This window comes from Streptomyces viridosporus T7A (assembly GCF_008704515.1).
Lineage (GTDB): Bacteria > Actinomycetota > Actinomycetes > Streptomycetales > Streptomycetaceae > Streptomyces > Streptomyces viridosporus.
In genome coordinates this window covers 2,700,680-2,724,144 of record NZ_CP023700.1, presented here as the reverse complement: position 1 = coordinate 2,724,144, position 23,465 = coordinate 2,700,680, and the positions used below count along the sequence as shown (strand labels likewise).

17 protein-coding genes and 1 other RNA gene are annotated in these 23,465 nt (G+C 71.7%); 6 read left to right on the top strand and 12 right to left on the bottom strand.

Features of this window, described 5'->3' with window-relative positions:
* Positions 1 to 103 precede the first annotated feature (103 nt).
* Both CP969_RS33210 and CP969_RS12690 read right to left on the bottom strand, forming a co-directional pair.
* Positions 104 to 271: a hypothetical protein gene (locus CP969_RS33210; protein WP_004988805.1), complete on the bottom strand. Its 168-nt coding sequence runs from the start codon at positions 269 to 271 to the stop codon at positions 104 to 106.
* Positions 272 to 368: 97 nt separating this feature from the next.
* A complete protein-coding gene (locus tag CP969_RS12690; protein WP_016826499.1) occupies positions 369 to 1,673 on the bottom strand; it encodes a hypothetical protein in 1,305 nt (434 codons plus the stop codon).
* Positions 1,674 to 1,869: 196 nt separating this feature from the next.
* Between CP969_RS12690 and CP969_RS12685 the strand changes: the two genes are divergently transcribed.
* From CP969_RS12685 to CP969_RS12675, 3 genes are read left to right on the top strand one after another with little or no spacing between them, the layout of a single operon-like run.
* Positions 1,870 to 2,787 carry a Nif3-like dinuclear metal center hexameric protein gene (locus tag CP969_RS12685; RefSeq protein ID WP_016826500.1) on the top strand — a complete coding sequence of 306 codons (918 nt, stop codon included), beginning with the start codon at positions 1,870 to 1,872 and terminating at the stop codon, positions 2,785 to 2,787.
* Entirely contained in the window at positions 2,784 to 3,527 is a 744-nt protein-coding gene (locus CP969_RS12680; protein WP_026085233.1) for a zinc ribbon domain-containing protein, read from the top strand. Before CP969_RS12685 ends, CP969_RS12680 begins: the two co-directional genes overlap by 4 nt.
* A 12-nt stretch (positions 3,528 to 3,539) precedes the next feature.
* Entirely contained in the window at positions 3,540 to 4,742 is a 1,203-nt protein-coding gene (locus CP969_RS12675) for a bifunctional RNase H/acid phosphatase (RefSeq protein WP_016826502.1), read from the top strand.
* Here the strand turns inward: CP969_RS12675 and CP969_RS12670 are convergent.
* From CP969_RS12670 to CP969_RS12655, 4 genes are all read right to left on the bottom strand, one after another.
* The gene (locus CP969_RS12670) at positions 4,717 to 5,382 is read right to left on the bottom strand and encodes a bifunctional 4-hydroxy-2-oxoglutarate aldolase/2-dehydro-3-deoxy-phosphogluconate aldolase (protein ID WP_016826503.1); all 666 of its coding nucleotides are present in this window, start codon (positions 5,380 to 5,382) and stop codon (positions 4,717 to 4,719) included. The genes CP969_RS12675 and CP969_RS12670 overlap by 26 nt on opposite strands.
* A gap of 74 nt (positions 5,383 to 5,456) precedes the next feature.
* On the bottom strand, positions 5,457 to 6,239 hold the full coding sequence (gene yaaA, locus CP969_RS12665; protein ID WP_016826504.1) for a peroxide stress protein YaaA: 783 nt from the start codon (positions 6,237 to 6,239) through the stop codon (positions 5,457 to 5,459).
* 48 nt (positions 6,240 to 6,287) lie between these two features.
* The gene (locus CP969_RS12660) at positions 6,288 to 6,935 is read right to left on the bottom strand and encodes a hypothetical protein (protein ID WP_016826505.1); all 648 of its coding nucleotides are present in this window, start codon (positions 6,933 to 6,935) and stop codon (positions 6,288 to 6,290) included.
* Positions 6,932 to 7,687 (bottom strand): MerR family transcriptional regulator, encoded by a 756-nt coding sequence (locus tag CP969_RS12655; RefSeq protein WP_004988817.1) that lies wholly within the window; start codon positions 7,685 to 7,687, stop codon positions 6,932 to 6,934. Before CP969_RS12655 ends, CP969_RS12660 begins: the two co-directional genes overlap by 4 nt.
* A 197-nt stretch (positions 7,688 to 7,884) precedes the next feature.
* Between CP969_RS12655 and rnpB the strand changes: the two genes are divergently transcribed.
* Positions 7,885 to 8,286: RNase P RNA component class A (rnpB, locus tag CP969_RS12650), an RNA gene on the top strand.
* Positions 8,287 to 8,478: 192 nt separating this feature from the next.
* The gene (locus CP969_RS12645) at positions 8,479 to 9,363 is read left to right on the top strand and encodes a DUF4231 domain-containing protein (protein ID WP_004988818.1); all 885 of its coding nucleotides are present in this window, start codon (positions 8,479 to 8,481) and stop codon (positions 9,361 to 9,363) included.
* 111 nt (positions 9,364 to 9,474) lie between these two features.
* Here the strand turns inward: CP969_RS12645 and CP969_RS12640 are convergent, their stop codons facing one another.
* The 6 genes from CP969_RS12640 to CP969_RS12615 form a co-directional block, all read right to left on the bottom strand.
* Positions 9,475 to 10,539 (bottom strand): pyridoxal phosphate-dependent aminotransferase, encoded by a 1,065-nt coding sequence (locus CP969_RS12640; RefSeq protein ID WP_016826506.1) that lies wholly within the window; start codon positions 10,537 to 10,539, stop codon positions 9,475 to 9,477.
* Positions 10,540 to 10,553: 14 nt separating this feature from the next.
* Positions 10,554 to 11,480 carry a 2-hydroxyacid dehydrogenase gene (locus CP969_RS12635; RefSeq protein WP_016826507.1) on the bottom strand — a complete coding sequence of 309 codons (927 nt, stop codon included), beginning with the start codon at positions 11,478 to 11,480 and terminating at the stop codon, positions 10,554 to 10,556.
* Positions 11,477 to 15,283: a TIR domain-containing protein gene (locus tag CP969_RS12630; RefSeq protein ID WP_016826508.1), complete on the bottom strand. Its 3,807-nt coding sequence runs from the start codon at positions 15,281 to 15,283 to the stop codon at positions 11,477 to 11,479. The genes CP969_RS12635 and CP969_RS12630 overlap by 4 nt, the downstream gene beginning before the upstream one ends.
* A gap of 168 nt (positions 15,284 to 15,451) precedes the next feature.
* The gene (locus tag CP969_RS12625) at positions 15,452 to 16,204 is read right to left on the bottom strand and encodes a 2OG-Fe dioxygenase family protein (RefSeq protein ID WP_171817503.1); all 753 of its coding nucleotides are present in this window, start codon (positions 16,202 to 16,204) and stop codon (positions 15,452 to 15,454) included.
* Between the two features lie 167 nt (positions 16,205 to 16,371).
* Positions 16,372 to 17,379, bottom strand: a complete 1,008-nt coding sequence (locus tag CP969_RS12620) for an RNA polymerase sigma factor (protein WP_016826510.1) — start codon at positions 17,377 to 17,379, stop codon at positions 16,372 to 16,374.
* A 1,044-nt stretch (positions 17,380 to 18,423) separates the two neighbouring features.
* Positions 18,424 to 22,218: an AAA family ATPase gene (locus tag CP969_RS12615; protein WP_016826511.1), complete on the bottom strand. Its 3,795-nt coding sequence runs from the start codon at positions 22,216 to 22,218 to the stop codon at positions 18,424 to 18,426.
* A gap of 306 nt (positions 22,219 to 22,524) precedes the next feature.
* Here CP969_RS12615 and CP969_RS12610 point away from each other — a divergent pair, with 306 nt between their 5' ends.
* Entirely contained in the window at positions 22,525 to 23,433 is a 909-nt protein-coding gene (locus CP969_RS12610) for a DUF3800 domain-containing protein (RefSeq protein WP_016826512.1), read from the top strand.
* Positions 23,434 to 23,465 lie beyond the last annotated feature (32 nt).

Here is a 23,465-nt window from a genome sequence, read left to right as displayed (position 1 = left end):
GCCGCCCCGCCGGAGACCGGGCCGGACACGGTGCGGCCCCGCCCGTCGTGCGACGGGCGGGGCCGGTCGTGCTCCCGTGTGCCGGACCGTGCCTGACGTACCGTCAGGCAGCGGCCTCCGGGCTCTCGTTCTCCTCCACCGGCCTGCGGTGACGGCCCCGCGGGGCCGTCTCGGCGTCCTGCGTGGAGACCGGCCCCCGGTGCCTGCCGTGCCCGGCGGCGGCCTGCCCGCCCTCGGCGGTCTGCGGCTGGTTCATGATGACGTCGTTCATCGGAAGGAATTCACCCCGTAGACATGGTCTTTCCTACAGCCGGGCGAGTGTAACCGGCCGACCACGCCCCGGATCCAGGCGGCCACGCCGACCGCTGCTACTTCGTTACAAGCCCTCCCAGGGGCGCCTGTTGGAGGGGTACGGGGCGGGGAGCGGGAAGGGCGCCGGGGAGGTGAGGGACGGCGGGGGCGAGGGGGTCCGGGGACCCGTCGGCGGCCGGGGGGAGCGCGCCGTGGGCCGGATGCCCGCCGGGGGCGCCGAACGCGCCGGGAGCCGTGGGCTCCGGTGCCGTCGACGGGCGGAGGCCCAGGCTCTCCGGCTGCTCCCGCTGCCCCGGCACGGTCAGCCGGGCCACTCCGCACGGCACCGCGCGGGTGGCGTACGGCAGCCGCAGCACCCCGTCCGCCGTCCACAGCCCGCTGCCGGCCAACCAGCCGTCGGGTGCCGGGAGATGGTGCACCCGCCGCTCCACCGGCCGCCACACCCCGACCCAGCTGCCGAACGCGCCGTCGATGCGCAGCGCCACCGCGCAGCCCTCCGGCGTCAGCATCTGCCCCGGTTGGATCGCGAACGGGGTGACGGAGCAGTCCGTCACCCGCAGGCACTCCGGGAAGCGCACCGGCAGCGTGCTGCCCAGCACGCCCCAGCCCAGCCGGCTCCGCCCCGGTGAGGGCGCGTCCGAGCGGACCAGCAGCAGCCCGCTGTCCGGGTCGGCCAGCAGGACCCGGTCGTCGCTCTCGGCGGCGATCTGGAGCAGCGGGGACGTCTCGCCGCCGCGCTCCAGGTCCACCACCACCGCCTTGGTGGGCCCGCCGGTCTCCCGGTCCAGGGCCAGCATCCGTCCCTCGTGGTCCAGCCACACCCCGCCCGAGCAGCGGCCGGGGACCTCGGCGAGCTGCTCGGGCCCGGACGCGCCGCCCGCGACCCGCCACACCGCCGTCGACCGCCGGCCCACGGCCAGGGCGTACGCCCGCTCCCCGCCCGGGGCGGGCGGCAGCAGCCGCAGCCGGGTGCCCTCCTCGGGGCACTCGACCGTGCCCAGCGGAAGCTCGCCGGTGCCGGGTCCGGTCGGGTACAGCAGGCAGAAGGCGTGCCGCCCGTCCACCGGCCGGTGGATGAGGACCCGTCCGTCGCTCAGGGGCTGCACCTCGGTGCCGGGTTCCTCGGGCTGGTCGCCGGGCAGCGGCACCGCGTAGGGCTCGGGACCGTCCAGGGTCCAGCGCTCGGGGAAGAGCTCGGGGAAGAGGGAGTCGCCGGCCGGGGCGAGGCGCGCGGCGTAGGAGCCGTCCGCGGTGATGGCGCAGCCCGGCCGCCCGGCTCCGTCCTCGTGTCCCGTCGCGGGTGACGGGGTTCCCCCGTGCTCGAGCGAAGTCCCGAGCCCGGGAAAGGCACAGACCGTCATGGTTCGGTCACCTCCGGCGACGACCGTAGTTATCGCACGCACGGGCGGGGGCCGACGGCGCCGCACTTCACACATAAGGGTGCTCCAGGAACGATTCTCCCGAGCAGAGGGGGACGGATGTGCTGGCCGGGCCGAACGCCGTACCGCGGGCCCGCGCCGGTACTGCGGCACGAAACGGCCAGGTAGCCTTGCACACGTGCCCCGTCTGTCTGAAGTCATCGCCGTGCTGGAGAGCCTGTGGCCCGCCGAACGGGCCGAGTCCTGGGACGCGGTCGGCACCGTGGTGGGCGAGCCCGACCAGGAGGTCGTACGGGTCCTGTTCGCCGTGGACCCGGTCCAGGAGACCGTCGACGAGGCGGTGCGGCTGGGCGCCGACCTGCTCGTCACCCACCACCCGCTCTACCTGCGCGGGACGACCACCGTCGCGGCCTCCACCTTCAAGGGCCGGGTGGTGCACACGCTCATCAAGAACGACGTCGCGCTGCACGTCGCCCACACCAACGCCGACACCGCCGACCCGGGTGTCTCCGACGCCCTGGCCGGCGCCCTGGACCTCAGGGTCGTACGGCCCCTCGTGCCGGACCCCACCGACCCCGAGGGCCGCCGGGGCCTGGGCCGCGTCTGCGCACTCGACCACCCGCTGACCGTCCGCGAGCTCGCCGCCCGCGCCGCCGAACGCCTCCCCGCCACCGCGCAGGGCATCCGCGTCGCCGGCGACCCCGAGGCGCTCGTCCGCACGGTCGCCGTCAGCGGCGGCTCCGGCGACAGCCTCTTCGACCACGTCCGCGCCGCCGGCGTGGACGCCTTCCTCACCGCGGACCTGCGCCACCACCCGGCCTCCGAGTTCATGGCGGACCGCGCCCACGGCCCCCTCGCGCTGCTCGACGCGGCGCACTGGGCCACCGAGTGGCCCTGGTGCGAGCTGGCCGCAGCCCAGCTCGACGAGATCTCCGACCGCCATGGATGGAACCTCCGGGTCCACGTCTCGAAGACGGTCACCGACCCCTGGACCGCCCACGCGGCGTCCTCCGCCGACCCGTCGCCCGCCACCGCCCCTTCGAGGAGCGCCTCGCGCGCCCCCGCTCCCTCCGACACCTCTGGAGCCCCCAACTGAACGCCGCGCCCGCCGATCAGATCCGACTCCTCGACGTCCAGAACCTCGACGTCCGCCTCCAGCAGCTCGCGCACAAGCGGAAGTCGCTCCCCGAGCACGCCGAGATCGAGTCGCTGACGAAGGACCACACCCAGCTGCGCGACCTGCTCGTCGCCGCGCAGACCGAGGAGAGCGACTGCGCCCGCGAGCAGACCAAGGCCGAGCAGGACGTGGACCAGGTGCGCCAGCGCGCCGCCCGTGACCAGAAGCGCCTCGACTCCGGCGCCGTCTCCTCGCCCAAGGACCTGGAGAACCTCCAGCACGAGATCGTCTCCCTCGCCAGGCGGCAGGGCGACCTCGAGGACATCGTCCTGGAGATCATGGAACGCCGTGAGTCCGCGCAGGGGCGGGTCGCCGAACTGACCGACCGCGTCGCCTCCGTCCAGGCGAAGATCGACGACGCCGTCGCGCGCCGGGACGCGGCCCTCGGGGAGATCGACGGCGAGACCGCCTCGGTCACCAGGGAGCGCGAGGTCGTCGCCGGATCCGTCCCCGCCGACCTGCTCAAGCTGTACGAGAAGCTGCGCGAGCAGCAGGGCGGCGTCGGTGCCGCGAAGCTCTACGCCCGTACCTGCCAGGGCTGCCGCCAGGAGCTCGCCATCACCGAGCTGAACGAGATCCGCCAGGCCGCCCCCGACACGGTGGTGCGCTGCGAGAACTGCCGCCGCATCCTGGTGCGCACGTCCGAGTCGGGGCTGTAGGGGGCTGCTTCGGTGGGGGAGTTCATCGTCGAGGCGGACGGCGGGTCACGGGGCAACCCGGGGCCCGCGGGCTACGGGGCCGTGGTGAGCGACGCGGCGACGGGGGAGACCCTCGTGGAGACGGCCGAGTACCTCGGCGTCGCCACCAACAACGTCGCCGAGTACCGGGGCCTGCTGGCCGGCCTGCGCGCCGCCCACGCACTGGACCCCCGGGCCACGGTCCACGTCCGGATGGACTCCAAGCTCGTCATCGAGCAGATGACCGGCCGCTGGAAGATCAAGCACCCCGACATGAAACCGCTCGCCGCCCAGGCGGCGCGGGTCTTCCCGCCGGAGCGGGTGACGTACGAGTGGATCCCCCGCGAGCGGAACAAGCACGCCGACCGTCTGGCCAACGAGGCGATGGACGCGGGGCTGCGGGGGGAGCCGTGGAAGGCCTCGGCCTCCACGGCGGAGCAGGCCGGCGGGGCGACCGGGACCTCCCCCGCCGCCGGCCGCGAGGAGGACACCGCCGCCGGGGCCGCCGACGCCGATGCCCGTGCCGCGCGCGCCGTGGCCACGCCCAGTGCCGGATGGGCGCCCGCCGACATGGGACCGCCCGCCACCTTCGTCCTGCTCCGGCACGGCGAGACCCCGCTGACCCCGCAGAAGCGCTTCTCCGGCAGCGGCGGCAGCGACCCCTCCCTCTCCGACACCGGCCGGGAGCAGGCCGAGCGGGTCGCCGCCCTCCTGGCCCGGCGCGGCACCGTCCAGGCCGTCGTCGCCTCCCCCCTCGCCCGCACCCGCGAGACCGCCGGCATCGTCGCCGCCCGCCTCGGCCTCGAGGTGGCCGTGGACGAGGGGCTGCGCGAGACCGACTTCGGCGCCTGGGAGGGCCTCACCTTCGCCGAGGTCCGCGAACGCCACCCGGACGACCTGAACGCCTGGCTGACCTCTCCCGATGCCGAGCCCACCGGCGGCGGCGAGAGCTTCGCGGCCACCGCCGCCCGGGTCGCCGCCGCCCGGGACGAGCTGGTCGCGGCGTACGCGGGCCGCACGGTCCTGCTCGTCACCCACGTGACGCCGATCAAGACGCTGGTACGGCTCGCCCTGGGCGCCCCGCCCGAGGCCCTGTTCCGCATGGAACTGTCGGCGGCCTCGCTCTCGGCGGTGGCCTACTACGCCGACGGCAACGCCAGCGTCCGCCTGTTCAACGACACCTCGCACCTGCGCTGAGCCCCGCCGCCTCGCGGGCCAGCCGCTCGATCCGGTCCCAGTCCCGGGCCGCCACCGCGTCCGCCGGGAGCATCCAGCTCCCGCCCACGCAGCCGACGTTGGGCAGCGCGAGGTAGTCCGGCGCGGAGTCCGCCCCGATCCCCCCGGTCGGGCAGAAACGGGCCCGGGGGAGCGGTCCGGCCAGCGCCTTCAGATACGCCGTCCCGCCCGCGGCCCGCGCCGGGAAGAACTTCATCTCCCGCACCCCGCGCTCCAGCAGCGCCACCACCTCCGAGACGGTCGACACCCCCGGCAGGAACGGCACCCCGGACGCCCGCATCGCCGCCAGCAGCGCCTCCGTCCACCCCGGGCTGACCAGGAACCGCGCCCCGGCCTCCACCGCCTCGTCCACCTGCGCCGGGGTGATCACGGTCCCGGCCCCGACCACCGCGTCCGGCACCCCGTCGGCGATCGCCCGGATCGCGTCGGGAGCGGCGGGCGTGCGCAGGGTCACCTCGATCGCGGGCAGCCCGCCGGCCACCAGCGCACGGGCCAGCGGTACGGCGTCGGCGGCGTCCTCGAGGACGACGACCGGCAGGACGGGAGCGAGGTCGAGGACGGAGGAGGGGAGGGGGGCGGGGGAGGGCAGGGGAGAGGTCATGGCGGCATCCTGCCCGCATCGAAGCACCCTCCGCAAAGGGCGTTGCACATGGTGCAAAGAGAGGGGGGTGGGTGTCAGTGCACCTCGTTCACCAGCACGTCCAGCGTCCAGGCCGCCCCCGCCCTGGCCGGCGCCGCCGCCTCCACCTCGTACCCGAGGTCCCGCAGCGCCTCCACCAGCTCGGCGGGATCCCCCGGGGCGGCCCCGGCGGTCAGCAGACTCCGGACGATCCGCCCCTTGGTCGCCTTGTTGAAGTGGCTGACCACCTTCCGGGTCGGCGCGTACAGCACCCGCACCGTCGCCGTCCGCGCGGCCGTCTCGCCCTTCGGCTTCCAGGCCGCCGCGTACGCCGCCGACCGCAGGTCCAGCACCAGCCCGCTCCCGGCCGCCTCGGGCAGCACGGAGGCCGTCGCCGCGCGCCAGTGCGCGCCCAGCGCGCCGAGCCCGGGCAGCCGCACCCCCATCGAGCAGCGGTAGGAGGGGATCCGGTCGGTGACCCGGACCGCCCCCCACAACCCGGAGAAGACCAGCAGGGAGGCCGCGGCCCGCTCCTTCGCCGCCGCGTCGAGGGAGGCCAGGCCCAGGGCGTCGTACAGCACCCCGGTGTAGATCTCCCCGGCGGGCCGCGCGCCGGCCGTCCGCAGCTCCGCGTTCTTCGCGACCTCGCCCCGCAGCCCCTCGCTCAGCCCGAGCACCTCGCGCGCCTTGTCCTCGTCGCCGGCGCACAGGTCCACCAGCTCGGTGAGGACGGCCTCCCGGGCGGCCGTCAGCCCGGGCAGCGACAGCGACCCGAGCTCCAGCGCGGCACCGCGGCCGGAAGCGGCCTTGCCTTCGGACGGCGGCAGCAGGACAAGCACACGTACTCCTTCGGTGGGACCCGGCCGCCAGAGTACGACGCCCGCGCCCTACGCCTGCGCGGTGTGCTCCCCGGGCCGCCCACCGGCCCGCTCCCCGGTCGCCAGGGCCCGGATGAGCCCGTCGGGGTCGTCGGCGTGGAAGCGGACCACGCGGACCTCACGGCGGCGGCCGAAGAAGGTGACGTGGGTGACCGGCTCGGTGAGGTGCACGGTGACGCTCGTCCGGGAGCCGACGTCGACGTGCAGCTCGCCGTCGGCCTGCTCGTGGGTCATGCGCGTCTCCCGCCGGACGGAGGCGATCCGCTCCCGCGGTATCCGCAGGTCGACGTGGGTCGCCCGGCGGATCCGCAGCGCGCCGGCGTCCAGCACGTGGGGGCGTACGACGGAGGCGGCGTGCAGGGCGACGACGATGACGACCGTGTACACGTCCAGCAGGAGCACCACCGCGTGCACGGTCGGCCGACCCCTCAGCAGCACGGACATCACCACCGTCTCGACCACGCACACGAACGCGAGCCCGAACATCACGGCCGCCTGCCCCTGCGCGTACCCGAACGCCCTCCCGCCGCGGACCCCGTGGGTGCGCCGCGCCCCCCACAGCACCAGGCTCACCAGCAGCCGCAGCTCGTGCCGGGCGAGGATCCAGGCGATCCGCGGGCCCTTCACGACCGCCCCGCGCACGACCGTCCCCCTCACGGCCGTCCCTCCGCGGCGATCCGCAGCGCCCGGCGGACCGCCTCCGCCTGGGCCGGGGCGAAGTCGGCGTAGAGCGCGCGCAGGAAGCCGTGCCCCTGGTCGATCCGCGTCCCCTCCGGGATCAGCTCGGCGGGTACGCACGCGGCGAGCGCGCGGGCGGCCTCGTCCACGCGCGGGTCGTCCGGTGCGGCGTCGGCGAGCGCGTCGAGCAGGCCGTACAGGGAGAGCGCCCGCTCCGCCCCGCCCGGCGCGGCCACGACCCCGCCGAGCAGGCCCATCAGCCGCTCCCGCTCCTGCGGCGGCATCGCCGTCTCGATGAGCGCGAGCACCTCCCGGTCCTTGGCGGCCGTGGGGGAGTCCGTCATGTGCCCCATGTCCTGGAACAGCGCGGCCAGCTCCGGCGAGACCGGCCCCTCGGGGACCGCCCCGCCCTCCGACTCCAGCAGCGCCCGCAGCCGCTCCCGGCGGTCCCGCAGCGCCGCCTCCTGCCGTGCCAGGTCCTCGTCCAGCTCCGTCAGCACCTCCACGAGGTCCTTCCCGGCGTCGTCCGCGAGGACGTCCCGCACCTCGGCGAGCCCCAGCCCCAGCTCGGTCAGCCGCCTGATCCGCGCCAGCACGACGGCGTGCCGCAGGGTGTAGTCCCGATAGCCGTTGGCCCGCCGCTCCGGTTCCGGCAGCAGCCCCAGATGGTGGTAGTGCCGCACGGTCCGCGTGGTGACGCCGACGGCGGCGGCGAGTTCTCCGATCCGCATGGGATCAGTAGAGACGTTGACGTCGCGGCAGGGTCAAGCGGACGGCCGCGGCGTCCCACGGGGCCCGCGGGCCTGCGCCGCGACCGGGGGAACGGCTCCCGGTCCCACGGACAGGTGATCGGCCGATGCCCCGGCCCCCGCCACGGCCGCGGAGCGGAGGCGGCTCCCACGCCGGGTAGCATGGTCGGCACGGCAGACGAGCCGGGCGGACGGCCGCGTGGAGCCCCCAGGGGCTTCCCGAGGAACGTCCGGGCTCCACAGGGCAGGGTGGTGGCTAACGGCCACCCGGGGTGACCCGCGGGACAGTGCCACAGAAAGCAGACCGCCGGGGACCTCGGTCCCCGGTAAGGGTGAAACGGTGGTGTAAGAGACCACCAGCGCCTGGGGTGACTCAGGCGGCTAGGTAAACCCCACCCGGAGCAAGGTCAAGAGGAGCGCCGTGAAAAGCGCTCTGCGCGGACGTTCGAGGGCTGCCCGCCCGAGTCCGCGGGTAGACCGCACGAGGCCGGTGGCGACACCGGTCCTAGATGGATGGCCGTCGCCCCGGGGCCCGCGAGGACCCCGGGGAACAGAACCCGGCGTACAGCCCGACTCGTCTGCCCCCTGCCACGGGCGGGGACCGCACCTCGCGCGGTGGCGTCGCTCCCGGGACCCCGCGTCGGCCCGCGGCCTTTCCGGATCAACTCCCGCTGGACAGCGGGGCCTTCGCCGACCACGCTGTGGACGGACGGAGCGTCGGTGCGTGGCGACGGGGGAGGGGGCGGGACGTGTCCGATCATGCGGACGCAGGCTTGCGCGAGGAGGATCTGCCGAGCCTGTTCCAGGCGGCCGACCGGGGGTCGCTGGCCGGCCAGCGCCACTACCTCGGAGGCACCCGCCTCCGGCTCGCGCTGGTGCTCGTCGCGGCCCTGGGCTCGTTGACGTCCGTCCACTTCGGCGACGTCCGGATCGACTGGGCCGCCCTGCTGGCCGCCGTCGCCCTGTGCGGGAGCATCATCACCGAGGTCGTCCTGATCCAGACCGGCCCGGAACGCGCCTGGTACGACGGACGGGCCCTGGCCGAGTCCGCGAAGACCCTGGCGTGGAAGTACGCGGTCGGGGGCGCGCCGTTCCGGATCGGCGCCGGGACGGACACCGACGGGCGGGCCGACGAGCTTCTCTCCTCCCGGCTGGAGGAGCTGCTCACGACCGCCCGCCCGGAGGCGGGACTGCTCCCGGACGGGGGCGTCCAGGTGGGCGAGCGCATGCGGGCGCTGCGGTCCTCCCCCCTCGACGAGCGGCAGCACGCGTACGTGCGGGGCCGGCTCGAGGGCCAGCACGCGTGGTACCTGGCCAAGGCGCACTACCACCGGCGCCGCGCCACGGTCTGGCGGGTCGTGATGCTGTCCGGCGAGGCGGTCGGGCTGCTGTTCGCCACCCTGCGGGCGACGGAGGTGCTGGAGGTCGATCTCGCGGGTCTGGCCGCGACCGTGGTCGCCGCCGCCGCGGCCTGGCTGGAGACCCGCCAGCACTCCACCCTGAGCCGTGCCTACACGGTGACCGCCCAGGAACTCGCCGTGGTGCGGGTCCGGTTGGCCGCGCCGCACTCCGAGGAGTCCTGGGGCGACGCGGTCAAGGACGCGGAGGACGCCATCAGCCGCGAGCACACGATGTGGCAGGCGTCGCGGATCGCCTGAGCCCCGGGAGCCGCCCCGCGCGGCACCTCGGGCCCCGGGCGGGAGGGACCCTCGGGCAGGAGGGCCCCCGGGCCGGCCCCGGCGGACCCGGGCCCGTCCGGCGGCCCGGCCCTACGGCTGTGTCCAGCCGGGGTGGAGGAGGTTCACCCGGACGTGGTCGGCGAAGCCCTCGATGCCGAAGAAGCGCTGGTCCATGACGATCGCGTCCTTCAGCGCCGCCTGGTCCAGGACCGCGAAGGTGTAGTAACCGGCTTCCGGGAGCGCGGCCTCCGAGCGGATCACCCCGGTCGCCAGCAGCCGTTCCCGCTCCCGCTGGATGTGCTCCACCAGCGCGTCGTTGGACTCCTCGGAGCGCATCACCTCCATGATCCGCAGGGCGAAGTGCTCGTTCGCCGCACCGGTGGCACCGGTGGAGTTGGCGCACGCGTAGCGGATCGACTCGCGGAACTCCGGGGGCAGGAGGAGATAGGCGAACCGGGTACCGTGCACGGCCAGGCTCTTGGTCGGGCAGACGATGCGGAAGGTCAGGTCCTGCTCCAGCCGCGCGGTGGGCTCGGCCCGCGAGGATCGGTCCCAGCGTGCGTACTGGAACGTCCCGTCGACCAGGACGAACGACCCGGTGCGGCGCTGCCACTCGGCGATCCGCTCGATCTGCCGCGGGTGCACCGTGGTGCCGAACACCCAGATCGGATCGCAGAGGATGAGCGCCGAACGCCGTTCCGGAAGCTCGAGTTCGGTGTGCTCGCCGTGCAACAGGCCGTCGCCGACGCGATGCATCGGAATGCCCAGTGCGCCGCAGAAGTAGTAACAGGTGTAGTAGACCGGAGGCACGTAGCAGACCTCCTCGACGCCCATCTCGCGCAGGGCGAGGAAGAAGCCGAGGAGCAGGGGGCTCGATCCGCTGGACACGTACACGCCGTCACCCGGGTAGGCCACGCCGTCGGTTTCGGTGTGGAACGCCGTGATCGAGTCGGTGAGCGCGGCCGAGTCGGAGAGGAAGCTGTAGTTCTCCAGCGTGGAGAGCTCCTGGGGCAGGCTCTGCGTTCCGTCGAGGTAGCGGCCCGAGAAGGGGTGCGTCGTCTGCCAGCCGGACAGGAAGCGTCCGGTCCGGTTGGTGCGTGAGGTGGAGTCGAGGCCGCGGTGCAGTCCCAGTATCTGGGCAGGCGGAATGATCATTCTGGTTCCCCCGGTCAGACGATGCGGTGGGCCGGCCGGCCCGCGAGCGCGCTCGCGATCGTGTCGATCCACGTGGCTGCCCGCCGGTGCACTCCCTCCGCCGTGTACCAGCCGCGGGCCGGCGTCAGGACGGTGTTCGGCAGCCCTGTGTACGGGGCGGCCGAACCGATGACGTCGAGGCCCGCCCCGGCCACGGTGCCGTCGCGCAGCGCCTCGGCCAGCGCGTCGGGATCGATGAGTTCGTCGGAGGAGATGTTGACGACGAAGGCGTGGGGCTTCATCAGGGCGAAGGTGTCGCGATTCAGCAGGTGGTGGCTCTCCTGCGTCAGCGGCAGGCACAGGAAGACCACGTCGGACGTGCGCAGCAGTTCCTCGAGGCCGACCTGCTCCGCGCCCCGCACGGTCCTGGGGCTGCGGTTGGTGAACCGTGCCCGCATCCCGAATCCCCGGGCGATGGCGAGGATGCGCGCACCGATGTCGCCGGCACCGATGACTCCCGCGGTCCTGCCTTCCAGTTCCAGCGCGAGATGGCCGCCGGTGTCCGCACCGGTGCGCAGTTCCCGGTCCAGCGCGACGATGTGACGGTTCGCGGCCAGATACAGCGCGATGGCGTGCTCGGCCACCGAGGAGCCGGTGTAGCCGGGCGTGTTGCAGACGGCGATGCCGTTCGCCTCGCAGTGGGCGAGGTCCACGTAGTCGTAGGCCGTGCCCGTGGTGACGATCAGCCGCAGGTCCGGGAGCTTCTCCAGGACCGGCCCGCTCAGGTCGCGGTTGGCGGTGACGAGGATCTCCACGCCGTCCGCGCGGTCCGGCAGGCCGTCGGTGTGCCGGACCGCGCGGACCAGGGACTCCAGGCGGGGACGCAGGTCCTCGGGCACCTCCTCCGGATCGATCAGGAGCAGCGCGCTCGGGGCCCGGGTGGCGGAGAAGGCGAGGGTCAAGACTGGCTCCGTTCCGTGGGGGTCCCGCCGGGTCGGTGGGACTGGGCGATGTCCTCCAGCGTCGTGCGCAGCCACACGGCGATGTCGGTGAAGGCCTCGTCGGGGTTCGGCCAGGCGGTGACCGGCCGGCCGTCCCGCGGCAGGGCCTGGAACGAGCCGAAGGGGAAGCCGTTCCAGTCGCACGCGCGGAGCACCACGGGGACGACGCGCGCGGTCCCTTCCCGGTGCCGCTCCAGGGCCCTGCGCATCTCCACGTCCCGGCAGTACTCGGAGGCCAGGAAGTCGGCACTGACGAGCAGGAGGATGATGTCGGCCGATTCCAGGTTCTCGTCTATCGAACCCGCCCAGTCGTCGCCCGGCCGGATCTGCCGGTCGGACCAGGAGTCGAGCAGCCCGCGGTAGCGCAGGGTGCTCAGGTGCTTCTCCAGTTGGGAGCGGAACTCGTCGTCACGGTGCGAGTAGGAGATGAACATCCGGGCCGGCCTGGTGAGCGCCCTCGGGGCCCGGGGCTCCTCGTGCCGCGGTGCGGGACGCGTGGTGCGGTGGTGGACGGCCGGCCTCGTGACGGACGGCGAGTCGACCGCTCCGAGGGCGACGAGCGAGTGGTGTTCGGCGGGGGTGATGCCCTGGCAGCCGCTGATGTCGAGGCCCTCGAACTGCCTGGGCACCCGGAAGGGCTCGACCTCTTCGAGGTCCGGGTAGGTGTAGCGGCGGATCGCCTCGTCGCCGCCCGCGGCCGCCACGTACGCGCCGTCGGAGTGCCAGGCGAGGGAGCGGACCGTTCCGGCGGCCGTTCGGGACACCCCGTGCAGGCGCAGTCCGTCCCGCCCCCACACCCGCAGGTGGCCGTCCTGGCCCGCGCTCAGGAAGGTGTTCCCGTCGGGCGCGGCCAGCAGGGCCAGCACCGCGCCCTCGTGCGCCCGGGCCTGGCGGAGCAGCGTCCGGGAGGTCAGGTCCCACAGGCGCAGCGCCCCGTCACTGCTTCCGGTCACGCACAGGTCGTCGGCGAGCACGCACACACAGGTGACGTGGCCCTCGACGGTGCCGAGGAGTTCGGAGCCGCCGCTCGCGACCTGCCACAGGCGGGTCTGCCCGTCCTCCCCGACCGACACCAGACGCTGTCCGTCCCGGGTGTACTGGACGGCCCGTACCCGTGCCTCGTGCCCGGTGAACGCCCGTACGCCGCCCCGCCCCTGGATGTCCCAGATCCTGATGACGGCGTCGGCGCCGGCGGCCGCCAGACTGTGCCCGTTCGGTTCGAAGGCGACCGTCCACAGCCAGTTGCGCGAACCGGTGAGCACCGCGGACGGCTGGTTCGTCCGCAGGTCCCACAGGCGTACGTCCCAGTCCTCGCTCGCCGTCGCCAGGACGTTGCCCTGCGGCCGGAAGGCGACCGCCCGCACCCCCGCCGTGTGGCCGCGCAGTTCGGCCAGGCAGTCGCCGGTCGCGGCGTTCCAGAGGCGCACGAGTCGGTCGTGGCCCCCCGAGGCCAGTAAGCGGCCGTCCGGTGACGACGCCACGCTCAGCACCGTCCCCGAGCTGCCGGCCAGCACCTCCAGGCATTCGGCGTCGGCCGTGTCCCAGAAACGGATGGTGGAGTTGCGGCCGACGGTGGCGAAGTACTGCCCCTCGCTGTCGGCGGAGACCGGCCACACCGGGCCGTCGAGGCTGTTGATCACCCGCTCGCAGCGCGCGGCCGACGGGTCGGCGATGTTCCACACCCGGATCGTCTCGTCGTGGCTGCCGGTGATGAGCACTTCTCCGGAGGCGTTCCGGGTCACCGCGACGGCCCACACCGACGAGGTGTGCCCGAGAAGGGTGCCGACGAGCTTGCGGCTCTCGGTGTTCCAGACCCGGATCGCGCCGTCGTCGCACCCGACGAACACGTGCCTGCCGTCGGTGGAGAAGCGCAGGCACCGGCCGGCCACCGGCGCGCGCCCCTCCAGGGAGACCTCCTCACCGGTGGCGGTGTCCCACATGCGGACGCACACCTCGTCGCAGGCGGCGGCGATCAGGGTCGAGGCCGGCGCGCCGTGCAGTCCCCAGATCTCCGCGTCGATCGCGCACAGCACCCGTGGTTCGCTCGCCCGGGGCTCGACGGACCAGGCGAGGATGCGCCGGTCCTCGCCCGCGCTGAACAGGACGCGCCCGTCGGCCGAGAAGACCAGGCTGCGGGTCTGCCGGTCGTGGCCGGGATAGTCGGTGGGGAGGTTGGTGGCCAGGTCCCACACGCGCAGCCGGCCCTTCTCGTCGGAGCAGGCGAGCCGTCCGCCGTCGGGGGAGAAGGCCACGGCCCTGATCCAGTCCGCCTCCCACGGGAGGGTGCGCAGCGGCGTGCCGTCCGGCACGTTGACCAGCAGGACCGAACCGCCGCTCTGCCCGATCGCCGCGGCCTTGCCCTCCGGTGAGAAGTCCATGCCGAAGACGTAGTGGTAGACGCCGGGGAAGCGGCATCCGGAGAACTCCGTCATCCGGGCCGTGGCGTGCGAGAGCCGGATGCCGGACAGGTCCACCTGGCGCAGCACCAGATGGGAGAGGTCGAGGCCGGAGAGGTCGCTGGTCCACGCGTGGTGGATCGAGAGGGCGTTCGCCGCGAGGAACGTGCCGTACGCCTCCGAGCCGACGCGGGAGGCGTCCAGCAGGGAGAGCAGCCGCGGGGCGACCTGGCTGGCGGAGCCCAGCCGGTCCTGCAGCATGTTCATGATCGGCTGGGACAGGAAGCGGCGCTGGGCCTCCCGTACGTGCTCCGGCATGGCGGCGTCCACGAGCGCGAACCGGGTGAGCACGTCCGGTTCGCCGGTGCGGACCTCCTCGACGCAGGCCAGGTTGAGCCGTGCCGTCACGAACTCCTGGATCATGTACTGGAGGTAGAAGGAGCCGTTGCTCTCCTGGACCAGGGACCTGCGCCGCAGACGCTGCAGCAGCGTCGCCGCGGACGACGGGGTGCCGATCCGCGGCTCGGCCGAGATCTCGCGGACCGTGAGGGGACGGCGGGCCGCGGCGAGCCGGAACAGCACCAGCCGCTCGGCGTGCGTCAGGCGCTCGAAGTGCTGGTGGAACAGCCCTTCCAGTTCCCCGAAGAGGAATTCGCCGGACTCCACGAAGCGGGCGATGCTCCCGTCGTGTATGTCGAGGATCAGGTCGGAGACGAGCTGTATGGCCAGCGGGTTGCCGTCGTACCTGCTGACGAGGTCCCGGCGCAGCCGTACGTCGCCGCGCAGGCCGCGCCGGGCCAGGAGCGTCCGGGCCGGCACCTTGGGCAGGCCCTGCAGGTGCATGGCGCGCACGCTGGCGCTCGTCTCCCGCAGGAACGACGGGTTCTCACGCGAGGTGATCAGTACCGTCGAGCGGTGGGGTTCGGACGCCAGGCAGCGCAGCAGGGTGCCGTACTCCTCGTACCCGGGCCGGAACTCCCCGGAGAACCGCTCCGAGTCGAGGAGGACCTCCAGGTTGTCCAGCACGATGAGGGACGGCTCGTCGTCGAGGCAGGTGATGAGCTGTTCCAGCGGTGTCCCCGGGGACGCGGTGTCCCGGTCGGTGAACAGCGACAGCAGCCCGTGCAGGAATGCGTCGGCCGGGGGCGCGTTGGTGAGGGAGACCCAGATCGTGCGGCGCGACGAGGTGCCCCCGGCCTGCGCCAGCCGGTAGGCGAGTGCGCTCTTCCCGACGCCGCCCAGTCCGTACACCGTGCAGACCCGACAGCCCGACTCCATGAAGTTGAGGAGTCTGCTGACCTCCCTGGTGCGGTCGACGAAGCCGTCCGGTGGCACGTGGTAGGTGCTGAACAGGTACGAGATGGACATGGCTCTCACCTCCGGACAGCCCAGGAGAGGACGTGGGCGCGACAACGCGCCACCGTCCGGGCCGGGCGGTGGCGGGCGCGATTGTATCGGGCCGTGCCATTCCTTCAGCGAGCCGTCGATCGTGCCAACTCCCATTTCAAGCATAGGAGCTGACGATTAGTCAGACAGTCACACCACTTTTGTCATGGGTGTGATGTCCACGAGGACCACGGCGCGTTCCCCCGGTCCTTGCCCGTCGCCCCGGCGGATGGGATCGACGTGGTGACTGACGCGTTCGTCGTGGATTCCGTACGAGTCGAGGGGCCGCTCCAGGTCGAAGGTGGCCCGGAGCCGGTGCGCGGGCACGTCGCCCGGCTGCGCGCCCGCGCAGGCCGGGTCGGCGACGTAGTTGGTGCCGCCCACCGCGTTCTCCTTGTAGACGAGATGGGCGAAGTGAAAGGGCTCACCGTCCTGGTGCAGGAAGTTCGGCGACGACACGGCCGAACCGTCCCCTTCCGCGACGGAGAGTTTGATGAGGTGCACGCCCACGTGAAGGGGAGCGGCACGTTCCCGTTCGCTCCACCACGTCTGGGCGAAGTCGAAGAGGACGATCCGTTCCAGCAGGGGATTGCTCTCCGTCCGCTGCGAGACGGCGGGAAACCACCGGTCCAGATCGCGGTGCTCCGGGTTGTACCCGCCCTGGAAGTAGCGCGTGACCGTGCCGTGGCGCGCGTCGTGCGTCTTCGGAATCCAGTGCAGCCTGCCCTCCCAGGGGAGCAGCACCGCGGCGGAGTGCCGGCGGTAGCGGTTCAGCCGGGGATCGCCGTACGGGTCCGGCGGCAGGTCGGCGAACTCGGCCTTCAGATCCTCGTACCACGTGTCGATGAGGGTGGGTTCGAACTCCTCCGACAACCGGAACTGCTCGAATCCATGGGTCCTCAACGACGGCTCCCCACGCCCCTCCACGGCCCCCTGCCCCCCTCGTGGTGGTTCCTTCACCGCCGGTGGGCGGCTCGTCACGGGGGATGTGCCCAGGCGGACCCGTGGTCAATCCCCCGTTCGACCGCCCCCGGCCACGCGTCGAAGGAGTCCGAAGGAGCCGGGCCGCGTCACGCGTCGGTGAGGTAGTCCCGCAGTGCGTGCGAGCGGGCGGGGTGCCGGAGCTTGCTCATCGTCTTGGACTCGATCTGGCGTATGCGCTCCCGGGTCACGCCGTAGACCTGCCCGATCTCCTCCAGGGTCCGCGGCCGCTCGCCGAAGAGGCCGTACCGCAGGGAGATGATGCCGGCCTCGCGCGGGCTCAGGTCCGCCAGGACGCTCCGGACGGCGCGCTGGAGGTGCCCGAAGGCGACCACCTCCCAGGGGGAGGGCGAGTCGCTGTCCACGATGAGGTCGCCGAACTCGCCGCCGCCCTCCTCGGACAGGGGAAGGTCCAGGGACACGGGCTCCCTGGCGTACGCGTCGAGTTCGGCCAGCTTCTCCACGGAGATCGACGCCCGCTCGGCCACATCCTCCGGTGCGGGCTCGGTGCCGGTGGCGCGGATCAGTTCGCGGCGGACCCGCGCCACGCGGTTGATGACCTCCACCGCGTGCACCGGGATGCGGATGGTGCGGCTCTGGTCGGCCATGGCCCGGGTGATCCCCTGCTTGATCCACCAGGTGGCGTAGGTCGAGAACTTGAAGCCCTTGGTGTAGTCGAACTTCTCCACGACCCTGATGAGTCCGGCATTGCCCTCCTGGATGAGGTCCATGAACTGCAGTCCGCGCCCCGTGTAGCGCTTGGCGACGGACACCACGAGGCGGAGGTTGGCCTCGGTGAGGTGGTTCTTGGCGCGGCTTCCGTCCTCGGCGAGGAGACCGAGTTCCCGGCGGTACCGCGGCTCGAGGACCGGTTCCTCGGCGAGCAGCCGCTCGGCGTACAGCCCGGCCTCGATGCGCTTGGCCAGCTCCACCTCCTGCTCGGCGGTGAGCAGTCGGACCCGGGAGATGAGCCGGAGGTAGTCCTTGACCTGGTCGGCCGTGCCGAGGTCGGAGGAGAGCCGGGGCGCGGGCGCGTCGGTCTCGTCGTCCTCGGCGAGCAGGAGGTCCTCGGGGGCCGGCACGTCCGTGGCGTTCATCGGGTTTCCGTCGGGTTTTCGGATCCGGATACACACATGAACGCGATCGGTGATTCCTGGGGCGGGACGGAGGGAGCGTCAGGGGAATGGTGCCGGTGAGTGTGATGGACGAGAAGCCGATTACTCATTTCTCCGACCTCAGGCGTTGAGAATTGACCTATATTCACGATAACACCGCAACATCACTGGTCAGGGGAGCTGATCAAGAGCCTCTGAGTGTGGGGAAAGTCGCCCTTGACAGGAAAGCCGACCGTGTGAGCACGGAAAAGGATGGCCGGTCGAGGAGGTGCGGGAATGGTTTTTGGAGGTTTCCGCCCGGGCGAGTGGCGCGGCGCTCAGGAGAGGGGGTGGGTGCCCTGGACGGAACAGCCTGGAACGAACCTGCCCGCACTGCGCCGCACCTGCCCAGGGCCCCGAACGACCCCCGGCCTTCCGAAGTTCGGGCCGCGTCCGCGGTCGACCACAGGACTTCCCCGGCGGTCGCGTCCGTTGGAGGTACGTTCCCGCTTGCCCGAAGGAGGACTGAGTGGCGAAGCTCGGCCAGATGGTCACTGTCGAATGTGATCGCCGCCCGCCACCTACGGCAGGTCCCGTTTCTCCAGCCCAGCGCCGCCTGTCTTGCGTGTGCGGTGCCGATGTGCACCTCTGCGGCGGCTGCCTGGCTGTCGGAGGCGCCCCGCCGGGGACCGTATCCGGTATGCCCTCGGCTGAGGGGAGAAACGGTGGTGTGAGAGACCGCCAGCGCCTGAGGTGACTCAGGCGACCCAGGTGAACCCCGTCCGGAGCAAGGTCAAGGGGAGCGCCGTGAAAAGCGCTCTGCGCGGACGTTCGAGGGCTACCCGCAGGAGTCCGCGGGTGGGCCGCACGAGGCCGGTGGCGACACCGGTCCTGGACGGGTGGCCGTCACCGGCGGGCCCGCGAGGGCCCGCCGGAACAGACCCCGGCGTACAACCCGACTCGTCTACCGACATCTTCGTGCCCTGCGAGAAGGGGCCCGCTGTGACGCAGGGCGGACAAGCGGTCCGGCGGTGTCGGTACTTCGAGCTACGGCTGCCCGGAAGCATCGGGACGCGCGGCCGTCTTCTTCGCGGCTCCAGGCCTGGGACGGCGGATGGCCGCAGCAGCGACGACACGTTGGGCAAGCGTCCGCCACTCCGGTTCGTTCACCCCGTGCTCGTCACTTGTCCAGACCAGGATGCCGTTGGGACCACCACCGTCCTTCTCGGGCAGTACTCCCTGCTCGGCGTACCACTTCAGGCGCTGCTGCCACCTGGCGGCGTACTCCGGGTTATCGAGCATGCCGAGGTGCTCCCAGAAGACGGGGGGCCCGGAAAGGGGGGTGATGGTGAAGTCCGGCAGCACCGTGCGGCCGTCCTTTCCCTTGAACGGTTCCTCGTACGACCATGCGTCGGGGGCGAGCTGTTCGAGGATGCCGGCGACGATGACCTCGTTCTTGCTGCGCACCATCACCCCGTTGACCGCTACATGGACGAGCCGCGCGTCGACCCGCCCGCTGCTTGCGCCGCTGGGCGTCTTCACCGTGCGTGGGTCCGGGGTCACCACGAGGTCGGTGAACCGCCGGGCGGTGTCCGATCCGGTGGCACGGGTCAGTTCGAGGAGGTCGTCGAGCGGGCCTTCATGGCAGAGAACCACCCGCTTCGTCTGCCGGGTCAGCGCGGTGTACAGAAGCTCACGCGAAGTGCCGCGGACTCCGGCCGGCAGGACCACGATCACGGTGTCGAACTCGCTGCCCTGGCTTTTGTGCACGGTGAGGGCCCACGCCAGTTCCAGGGTCACGTCGTCCTCACCGCCCACGCTCTGGTACTTGTAGCGCCGTCCGGGCTGGGAGGAGAACTCCACTTCGGTGCTGCGAGGTGCTCTCTTCATGTGCTGGGTCTTCAGCTCACCGGTGACCACGCCGAGCTCGCCGTTGGCGACGTAGCCCTTCACGACCCGGCCCTCGGTCCGGGACCACGCGCGCAGCGTCCCGTTGCGCGTGTGGACGACCTTGTCACCGAGCACGATCTGTTCAGCACCCAGAGGCTTGGGCACCTTGCGGTACCGGGGTGCTTTGAGTGCGTTCTCCAGGGAGCCGCCTCGGTAACGCCGCTTGAGGTGACGATTGAGCTCCACGGTTCCGTGTGCCGTGCCGCGCACAGGGCTGAGGATCTGCCAGGCCCCGCAGCGTGTGGGCGCGTCGAAGAAGGTCGGATAAACAGCCGTCCCGCGTCGAGTCGTTCCGGCGCCGTACGAGGTGGCGAAACTCAGACCGTAGGCGTCCTCCACGACTCCGAACTCTTCCTGTAATACGTCGTCGACCACCTGTGCCGCCGTTCGGCCGTTCCAGGCGACTGCGCGGAGCGTGGGCATGTCCTGGCCCTGGCGCAGCCGCTGCCAGATTTCGTCACTGTCGGGTCCGCGCTCGTCACCGCTGTACCAACGGGCCAGCATCAGGTCATGACGTGCGTGCCCCAGTTCCCGTTGGCGACGCAGTACCGTCAGCTCCGCCCAGCCCATGGCGACCCGTGGCCACGAGCCGCTGTGGTGCTGCCTGGCCGCACGTTCCAGGTCGACGAAGGGCCGGCCCGCGCCGATGGGCGGAAGCTGACGGGGATCGCCCACGAGGATCAGCCGCTGCCGCGGTTCGAGGGCGTCCAGGAGCGCGGCGAGCATGTCCTCAGTGAGCATCGAGGCCTCGTCGACGACCACGGTGCCGTACTGCCGTTCGCGTGGTTGCCGACCGGTGATCAGGTACCGGGCACTGTCGGCTTCATAGCGGTCCGACTTGCTCAGGAACTGGGCGAGAGTCTGTGCCGGGTGATCCACCTTGTTCTGCAACTGGACTCGTGCCTTGCCCGTCGGAGCAAGCAGCAGCACACCGTCTGCCATCACTTCGGGTCGCTGCACCAACGCCTTGACCAGTGTGGTCTTGCCGGTGCCCGCCGGGCCGTTGAGCACGGTGAACCGGCTCTCGTACATCTCCCGCAACGCCGCGGCCTTCTCCTGCCGGGCCCGCGACTCATCCTCGTCGGCGTCGAGCGCCTCACCCCGCGCGCCGAGTACGGCGTCCAGGGTGGCTTCGAGATCCTTGGGCGCTGTGTGCCGTGCTGCGGAGCGCAGCTGGTCGACGACCTCCCGGATGGTGTGCTTGCGCCACAGAGCAGAGCGCAGTTTGTAAGCGGCAGTGCCGTCGGCGACCCGCGTCCTGCACAACTGCGGCCAGTTGTAGTCGAGATTGTCGTCGAGGTCCTCGGCGCGCAGCTTGTGAGCTGTCAGGACCACGTCGCTCGGCCGCATCGGTTTGACGGAGCTGAGTCCCTCCAGTCCCTCCAGCATCTCCTCGAGCGGCAGCAGCGTGTGCCCTTGGCGTTGGGCACGCAGCAGCACGGTCGCCATAGCGGCCTCGAGACGCCGGCGGTCGTCGGGTTCCGTGAGCGGTTCCGAGACAGGAAGCGGATGTCGTTCCGTCAGCTGCCGGTCGGGGAAACACCCCCGGTCGACGGCTTCGAAGGGGATGGGATCCGCGTCGTCGATCGTGCAGGTCACCAGCGCGTAGGGGTCCGAGAGCAGCTCCGGGATCGTCAAGCGGATGCGGGTTTCCTCGTGATACACGCTGCGTACCTGGTCAGGTGTCAGGTCGAAACGGGCCAACAGCCGCATGGCCTGGCGGTCCTGCTGCCCGAGCGCCGCCCACACCTTCCGGCGCGTCGGCGTGGCCAGCGAGGTGACCGCGGGTGGACCACCGTGTCCGCCCAATGCCTGTTCCAGGACCGGCCAGGGATCCTCTCCTTCATCGACGGCACCCACCACCTCGCGTGCCGCGAACGTGGGATGTGGCACCTGGAGAAGACTCAGCACCGCAGGGAGGCCGGGGGCGGTGCCACGTCGTCGCCAGGCATGACGCAACTGCTCGTCGAGCCAGTCGAAGGAGCGCTCCGGCAGGCCGCAGTCGAGGGAGACGGCCGCCTCGGCAGCACGCTTCAGCTCCAGGAGCGCGGCCACCGCCGTGTCCGCCGGAACATGCTCAGTACCGTACGAGAACTCCCAGCGTTTCTCAGGCGCTTCGGCCAAAGCCTCCGAGACATCGGTGCCGTCGGCCGCGAGCCGGGCCAGGGCCTGCATCGGCAGCAGGATGCCTCCGCTGCCGTCCGGTCGCAGCGTGTGCCGCACCACCGTCTCCCACATGTGGTTGGCGAACGGGGTGGGACCGTCGGACGGCCACCGCCCGGGCAGCGTGACCGAGGCCGTCAGAGCTGCCCCGACGAGCATGCGACGGGGATGGTTCTCGAACGGAGCGTGCTTGAGATAGAAGAAGATCAGCGACTGTCCGTCGACGACATCGCGGAAGAACGTGTCGATGACCGCCTTCTGGTTGTCCCCGTGGACCACCCAGGGGGGATCGAAGCCCAGTTCCGCGATGGCGCGTTCCTCCGCCTCCGAGCTGTAGCCGTCCACCGGCTGCTGGTCCATGACGTCGTCGAGGAGTTCCCGGTTGAGCCAACGGAACGGGATGCTGTGAACCGACCACGCGGGCAGGGGCACGGATGCGCTCCGGAGCGTCCTGAGCGCCGGACTGTGGCCGTAGGGGTGGGTCGTGTGCAGCACTTGGTCCCGGCCGCTCAGGAATCCGCCGCGCTCCCCGGCGCACGGGGGCAGTTTTTCCGGGAGCGTTTCGAACGACTTCCCGGCGTACTGCACTTCGAGTTCGTCGTCCCGTCGGCGTCCGATGTTCTCCAAGAGCACGCAGGAGGCGTTACCGAGCGGATCGTCGCAGATCCGGCCGTCCCAGCCCCTGTCGTGCCAGGGAACCCGGACCGAAAGATGCTGCACGTACACCACTGTGTCCCCTCCCTCACTCCTGACAGTCGACCGTCACTCTAAGCTGAACCAGTGACACCCGTCCGTGACGACCGGGGATTCATGCCCGACAGAGGGGGCGGCGTTTCGGTTCCAGGGTCGGCAGCCCTTGGGGCGTGGCTGACGGCACTGCGCCGACGACGGTGTAACGACTTGTAGTTGCATGCGTACGGAGAGGCGTCGTAGACTGGGGGAAGAACCAAAACAAGGCTGCGCCCTGCGCAGCAACCCCTATGGCTGCCCCTCAGGAATCCGGGGTGGCCATAGTTGTTTCCGCCGGAGGAGCGCTTGTACCTGTGCTACGTCGACGAGTCCGGTGACGGCCAGACGGTCGACCCCTCCGCGCCGGAAGCACCGCCGGTCATGGTGATCGGCGGCATCGTCGTCGAGGAGTCCGCACTGCGCACCCTCACCTGGGACTTCATCGCACTGAAGAAGCAGTTCCGCCCCACGTTGCGGAATGCCGTCAAGCTGAGCGAGGTCATCCGTACCGAGATCAAGGGCTCGAACATCAGAGCCCACCTCCGCAACGGCAACCGCAACCAGGTCCGGTTGGCGCACGGCCTGATCGACAAGCTGCTGATCATGCTGGAACGCCACGACTGCCGGGTGCTGGCCAAGATCTGCGTCAAGCAGGACGGCGTCACCAACGCGGAGGACGCGATGTACGGCGCGTCGGTCGCCTCCCTCTGCGCCCACTTCGAACACTTCCTCGCCGGGCGTGAGGATCGCGGCGTGGTGATCCTCGATAGTCGCACGAAGAGCAAGAACGTCGACAATGTCCACTGTGTGACGACCCGGAAGTTCCGGGCGGGCGGTGATCTGATGCCGCACGTCGCCGAATCCCCCGTCTTCGGCCACAGCGACTCGCACATCGGACTGCAGATCGCCGATCTGCTCATCTCCGCCGTGCTCTTCCCGGCAGCCTGCGCCACCTACGCGGAGGACCTGACCTGGAACACCCACTGCCATCCCGCCTACGCGGCCATAAGGGAACGCCACTGCCCTCGTGTGGGTGAGCTGCAGCACCGGTACCGGACGGCGACGGGCAAGTGGACGGGTGGGGTCGTGGTGTCGGACCGTCGGCGAGGACGGTCGGCGGCGGAGTTGTTCCGCGTTGCCGTACCGGCCCCCGTGTCGACGGCTTTCATTCCCGCCCAGCAGCAGCCCGCCGCCCCCGCCCCGAACGATTCGTGAAAGCGGGATCCGGCCCGTCGGCCGAGGACGAT

Bases quoted from the DNA above. Each gene is read 5' to 3' on its own strand.
- CP969_RS12670 (WP_016826503.1), bottom strand. From the start codon at position 5,382: ATGACCTCTCCCCTGCCCTCCCCCGCCCCCCTCCCCTCCTCCGTCCTC.
- CP969_RS12620 (WP_016826510.1), bottom strand. From the start codon at position 17,379: ATGAACGCCACGGACGTGCCGGCCCCCGAGGACCTCCTGCTCGCCGAG.
- CP969_RS33210 (WP_004988805.1), bottom strand. From the start codon at position 271: ATGAACGACGTCATCATGAACCAGCCGCAGACCGCCGAGGGCGGGCAG.
- CP969_RS12655 (WP_004988817.1), bottom strand. From the start codon at position 7,687: ATGCGGATCGGAGAACTCGCCGCCGCCGTCGGCGTCACCACGCGGACC.
- CP969_RS12640 (WP_016826506.1), bottom strand. From the start codon at position 10,539: ATGATCATTCCGCCTGCCCAGATACTGGGACTGCACCGCGGCCTCGAC.
- CP969_RS12690 (WP_016826499.1), bottom strand. From the start codon at position 1,673: ATGACGGTCTGTGCCTTTCCCGGGCTCGGGACTTCGCTCGAGCACGGG.
- CP969_RS12630 (WP_016826508.1), bottom strand. From the start codon at position 15,283: ATGTCCATCTCGTACCTGTTCAGCACCTACCACGTGCCACCGGACGGC.